Origin of the sequence: Paracoccus hibiscisoli (assembly GCF_005048265.1) — a bacterium.
Taxonomy (GTDB): domain Bacteria; phylum Pseudomonadota; class Alphaproteobacteria; order Rhodobacterales; family Rhodobacteraceae; genus Paracoccus; species Paracoccus hibiscisoli.
Window position 1 is genome coordinate 1 of the sequence record NZ_SUNH01000064.1, and the last position, 5,455, is coordinate 5,455.

7 protein-coding genes are annotated in these 5,455 nt (G+C 56.3%); 3 read left to right on the forward strand and 4 right to left on the reverse strand.

Going from position 1 to position 5,455, the window contains the following annotated elements; translation table 11 throughout:
- Positions 1–258 precede the first annotated feature (258 nt).
- The 4 genes from FA740_RS19035 to FA740_RS19050 all read right to left on the reverse strand — a co-directional run bounded on the left by FA740_RS19035 (position 259) and on the right by FA740_RS19050 (position 2,978).
- On the reverse strand, positions 259–1,317 hold the full coding sequence (locus FA740_RS19035; RefSeq protein ID WP_136858369.1) for a restriction endonuclease: 1,059 nt from the start codon (positions 1,315–1,317) through the stop codon (positions 259–261).
- A gap of 80 nt (positions 1,318–1,397) precedes the next feature.
- The gene (locus FA740_RS19040; RefSeq protein WP_136858370.1) at positions 1,398–2,432 is read right to left on the reverse strand and encodes a 3'-5' exonuclease; all 1,035 of its coding nucleotides are present in this window, start codon (positions 2,430–2,432) and stop codon (positions 1,398–1,400) included.
- Positions 2,429–2,746, reverse strand: a complete 318-nt coding sequence (locus FA740_RS19045; protein WP_136858371.1) for a type II toxin-antitoxin system RelE/ParE family toxin — start codon at positions 2,744–2,746, stop codon at positions 2,429–2,431. Before FA740_RS19045 ends, FA740_RS19040 begins: the two co-directional genes overlap by 4 nt.
- On the reverse strand, positions 2,736–2,978 hold the full coding sequence (locus FA740_RS19050; protein WP_136858372.1) for a type II toxin-antitoxin system ParD family antitoxin: 243 nt from the start codon (positions 2,976–2,978) through the stop codon (positions 2,736–2,738). Before FA740_RS19050 ends, FA740_RS19045 begins: the two co-directional genes overlap by 11 nt.
- A gap of 254 nt (positions 2,979–3,232) precedes the next feature.
- Between FA740_RS19050 and FA740_RS19055 the strand changes: the two genes are divergently transcribed.
- From FA740_RS19055 to FA740_RS19065, 3 genes are read left to right on the forward strand one after another with little or no spacing between them, the layout of a single operon-like run.
- Positions 3,233–3,499: a hypothetical protein gene (locus FA740_RS19055; protein ID WP_136858373.1), complete on the forward strand. Its 267-nt coding sequence runs from the start codon at positions 3,233–3,235 to the stop codon at positions 3,497–3,499.
- Between the two features lie 22 nt (positions 3,500–3,521).
- Complete coding sequence (locus tag FA740_RS19060) at positions 3,522–4,313, forward strand: uracil-DNA glycosylase family protein (protein ID WP_136858374.1); 792 nt, start codon at positions 3,522–3,524, stop codon at positions 4,311–4,313.
- A complete protein-coding gene (locus tag FA740_RS19065; protein WP_136858375.1) occupies positions 4,310–5,314 on the forward strand; it encodes a hypothetical protein in 1,005 nt (334 codons plus the stop codon). Before FA740_RS19060 ends, FA740_RS19065 begins: the two co-directional genes overlap by 4 nt.
- Positions 5,315–5,455: the final 141 nt, after the last annotated feature.

Here is a 5,455-nt window from a genome sequence, read left to right on the forward strand (position 1 = left end):
CTTGCGCTGCAGCATACCCGCGATGATGCGGCGCTCGGAGAGGGTGAGATGCGACGTCACGGGGGAGCTCCTCGATCTGTAAACACCAGCAAATCATGGCGTGTCGCATTTCAGAATAGAACCTACCCGCACTAAGAATATTACCGCAATAATCTGTCTTATGTAACGTAAGATGAGCCGACTACTGTGTGCTTGTCCGCATCTCAGCAAGACGACGAACAGTTTCATGTTCAGCGGCATGCTTCCGCATCTTTCCCATTAGCTTGCTCCTTGGGCCATAGGCGCCCAAATTTGTTTCAGAGGCAGCTTTGCGCGGGTTTTGTCGGAAAGTTCGCCATAGGTACGAAACAGCGCTTTCAGTAGGTCGGGCATCTGCCAGAGACGGAGCTTAAAGAAGTTGTTGTCCAGCTCCTTCTGGGCGACAGCGTTTACCCCCCCGATGCTGACGAGTAGCCCAGTTTGGGCTTGCGTGTTTGACACTGAACCGATCAGGCGAAGCACCACGTCATGGTTTGCCGCGCCGTCACCTGATTTCACCTGCACGCAAATACGATCTTCGCCCAGGCCAAGTGTGCCACCAGCGGCCAAAATATCGACGCCGCCATCAGGACCTGGCGGGGAAACCTTGGTAGTGTACCCCTCGACACGCATGATTTCAGCTACGAGATCGGCCAATGCGTGGCCTGCAAACTCGGACTTGATCAGCGAAATAATCTGCTGATTTGCGATGTCCTCAATATCGGTCTGATAGTCTTCGGCCTCGACTTCGTCATCCTCAGCTCCGTTCAATGGCAAGGGCTTCGGTGCTTGGCCCTGTTTACCTAATAGAGCGCCAGGGTCAGCACCGGTCGAAAGAACTGCCTGCACACGCTCTAGAGCCGAATTGCGCTTGACCTCGCAGATTGTCATGAACGCTCCGAAAGAGTGCCGCAGGTCTTGTTTGAAGGTATCGCGGGGCAGCGACTCTTCCCTCCATTCGACGGCGCGCGAGTGCTTGAAGTCGCTGTCGGCGTCGAACTGATAGCCGCCCGTCACGATCCCAATGGCCACGCCGTTCGTGACCTTCCGAGGCATTACCACAAAATCGCCGATCTTAATTAGGTTTACGAACTGATTAAGTTGAGCAGCGAAGTTGCGCAGGCGATTTTTGCCCTCGTCGGGCATAACATCTTGAAGGTGCGCCAAAACAGAATCCCTATTCGCGCAGGCTTTCAGGTCACCGACCTGTAGAAAGCCAGGCAGCAATTTGCTCTGTACGATAGCCGCGAGCTCTCGCTCTCCAAGTGCTCCTGCTCTTACGATCCACAATCTTGTCATTTCGCCCCTTATAAATCCTGTAAGTCGTTCGAAATTAAATCAAGGGATGTCCAAAAGGATCGCAGCCTCATTGTTATGGATCATGATGAAACGCTCGCCTCGATAGGCCTCTGTCGCGGCTGCGCAACGACACGATAGCAGTAGGGGGCGGTCTCTTCGATCAGGACCAGGTCTCCTGCCTGCACGGCATTCTGTTCGAAAAAGGATCGGATCCAACCCCGTTTTCGAAAGAACCGCTTGGCACCATCAAGATCGGTCATGACCGCAGCGCTGCCGCCCCAGTCCACGGTGATTTCGCGCGAAGCCGCCAAGGCGCGGTTCGAGCCGCCAACGGCATCTTCCGGAAATGCTTCGAAGAAGCTTCTCAGGTAGATGTGGCTGTGCTTCAAGTTGCCCTGTGTAATCTCTGTGGTACCAAGAGCGCGAGGTGCCGGTGCGTGCTGTGAAGGCGTTGGTGCAGGGCATGGGATCACACACTCCGTGGTGACATCCAGGCTGTCATCGCCGTCATCGATCAAATCAAAGTCTTCGGTATGTCGGGCCTGTCTTGCGGCAGATACTGTGGAATATCGAGGTTTTTCGAGCTGGACACGTTCCGCCCTCAGGACGACCTCTGCAGCCGCACGGGCATCTTCGCCCGCGTCATGGTGGTTGAAGACGAGTCCGAGATGCCGCTTGAGACTGGCCAATCCATGCCCGCCATTTCCCCGTAGTTCCGGCCAGGCACGGCGCGCGACCTGAACACTGTCTCGCCACTCCCAGTCTGGAACGGCAAGGTTCGCGTGATGACAGGCGGCGGACACTGCATTCCGGTCGAAGCCGGAGTGCTGATACACCGTGTATCCGGCGAGCGCCTCGCGCAAGATCGGCAGCACCTCAGCGAATGCCGGTGCGCCCCGCACGGTCATGGCGCCGATCCCATGCAGATAGGTGAAGACCCAACGGTCCACCTGCGGGTCGACATAGGTCATCCATGTCTCGATCGAATGGTCGGGCCGCACGCAGGCGATACCGATCTGACAGATGCTGCCGCGGTCGTTATTGGCTGTTTCGACATCAAGCGCCACAAACCGGAACGGACCCTTGGGAAAAGGGGGTAGAAAAGCCGAGGTCATTCCAAAATCTCCAGTAATCTTGGCCAATCCTGACGACCTCCGAGAATGCGCAGCACATCAAGTTGATCACCACTGGTCCGATAGATGATCATATGAGCCCCGGACGGATGAATGCGGACAGGCGGGCTAAACTCCGGACGCTCTCGCGCGATTCCCGGCATGGCACAGAGCAGATCGAAAACAGCCGTGATCCCGTCGACATATCTATCTGCCTGCTCGGGTGACCACTCCGCCGCGCCGTGCAGCCAGATCTCTTCCATGTCGCCTTCAGCTTGGGGCGTAAGCCTGAGGCTGTAGCGCTCCTCAGCTGGCATGCTTGCGGCGCATCTTCGCCTTGAAGGCTAAGGCATCGAACGGTTTTGGTTCGCCGCTTTGCAGCCCCTCCGTGATCGCAGCCTGAAGCTGCCCAATCGCATGGGCGCGTTCTTGGTCACGCCGGATCAGATGTCGAACGTAATCACTGGCATTGCTGAAGCTGCCCCCGCGGGCGCGCTCTTCGACCCAGACCTTCATGGGATCGGGAATTGAGACGTTCATTGTGGCCATCAGAACCTCCGTCGGGTTACGCCACAATTATGACAATCCCTGCCATAATGATCTAGCCCTGTTGGGCGTGTCTTGCGGGTAATTCTAACCAGCTGGACGCACTTAACGTCGGCAACGAATTTGCACTGAGGGCGGGCAAGGCTTTCGGTTGATCCTAAAGGGTGCTTTGGTGAGTATAGCACAGCATCTTTCCTGTTGACGATATCAAGGTGCAACTCTAAACATAGCTCATAACCAATAGGGAGCTAAGAATCATGCGCCTGACCCGCCACGCAGAACGCCGCAGCACCGAACGCCGGGTGCCCCGGGACGTCATTCGACTGATCCAGGATTTCGGAACAGCGTACCGAAGCGGTGGGGCCGAAGGCCTGAAGCTGGATCGCACCGCCATAGATCTTGCCTCCGAGGGGGATCATCGGCTGCGTGCGGATCTGCGTCGTTATCGCGGCGCCTACGTGATCGTGTCTGACGAAGGCACCGTCATCACGGTCGCAAGAGAAACCCGCCGCCACTGTCGCTAATCAACCATCAAGGATAAACAACTTGGCTCAAAGCCTTCAAATCGCATCTCAATACCTGCCGTTGATCACTGCCAAAGCTGCAGCCGACCCTCTATCCTGCTCTGCCTTGCGAATGGCCCAAGAGGGCGATGTCACTATCGTCTATGCTCCTTTCGATCATATTGCTCTGAACGCAAAACTGGTCGTCGTCGGCATCACGCCGGGAATGACCCAAGCTGCCAACGCCCTTCATGCTGCTATCAGCTCGCACGGTCAGTCTGTTGAGCAACGCCTCAAAGCGGCGAAACAAACGGCAAGTTTTTCCGGTGGAGCGATCCGCTCAAATCTGATCGCCATGTTGGATGGTATCGGTGTGGCCCGCCACTTTGGAATAAGCTCCTCAACCGAACTGTTCCGACCCGGCTCTGAGGACGTGCATTTTACGTCTGCGCTGCGGTACCCAGTCTTCGTGAAAGGGCAGAACTACAACGGAACTCCGGACATGATCCGCACCCCAGTGCTGCGCAACATGATCGAGACCCATCTGGCTGAAGAGGCCCGGGCACTGCCAGATGCCCTTTGGTTGCCTCTTGGGCCGAAAGCTGAGCAAGCGGTCCTTCACCTGGCTGGCTTGGGACAACTGCGCCGAGACCGCATCCTTACGGGATTGCCACATCCGAGCGGCGCAAATGCAGAACGCGTGGCGGTCTTTCTAGGAAGGAAGGCCCCTGCCCTTGCATCGCGCCAAACCAACGCGCCCGTCCTCATCGAGGCATTCAAGCGTCTTTCGATGCAAATCCAAGCCTTGAAGCCGGCAAAGGGAGAAATGGTATGAGCGATAAAATTCCGATCTCGCGCGATCAGTTGGAGGACGACCTGCGGCAGATGACTGCCGTCATGGTGGGTATTGTCGGAGCGCTGTTTCATTTCCCGCAGGAGATGCGGGATCAGTTTCTGGGCGTGGAAATCGACGGAGAGGCTTGGTCGCCCGGTTTCTACACGGATGGTATCGATGATGGCGATATTGCCCAATTTAATGTGGAGCAGCATCCGTTCGTTGCCATCGTGCGTCATGCTTATGACTATGCGTACCAAGTCGAAGGGGCTCACGATTTCGATCTTGAAGCTCTATCTGACGATGTTGCGCCTGTACGCGAGCAGCTCCCGGCTCAAGACATCAACGGCCTGCCGACGCCGATGAACTATGTCGATGGCCGCATTAGGAAAGTATTGGATACCTTCGTAGCGCGCTACGATCTGAACTCCGGGAACTCCCTGAGTGTCGAACAGCTCGCCTTACTAGCCAACATGTCCCCGGCAACTGTGCGCACCTCTTTGAACAAGGAAGGTCTTCGACTGGTTGATCCGGCACCGAAAGGGTCCAAGGTCATCAACCTTGATCCGTCTGAGGAATGGGGAACACGACCGTCAGGCTACGAGAAAAAGGGACCAAAGCGAAACCAGCTTGGTAACGCGGAGGCACTGGATTGGCTTTCCAGACGTCGGAGCTTCATTCCTAACAAACAAGTCGGCACCGGTGTCGACTGGAAAACCGCTGCTAAGAACGCTTTCGCAGAGGACGTCAATAATTTCCCCGCCGTTTTAAAGCGCATCGTCAAGCTTTCAGGGATTAGCAGGCCTGAGATCGCTGCCGCAGTACAGAAATCCGAAGACTGGGTGGACGGCTTGATTGGCGGTGAGCGTGTCGAGATCGACATTGCCGCGCTTGTGCGCTTTGCAGGGCTGGTGCAAGTCCCGCCCGCGCGGTTCGCTAGCCAAGCTGTAGCTCATCTCCTTGAGGCCGCCGATCAAACACCTGAGTCGATGGATCAATGACCTCCCCTGCCCCGTGTTCAAAAACGATCCAGACCGTGTGAAAACTTGCCGAGGTCTGATGGTGTGCAGGGGTTTTGGCTGGATCGGAGATTTTCCTTTAGGGGATCCGGATCAAACGCTTGATCGTGGGTTTTGGGGTCC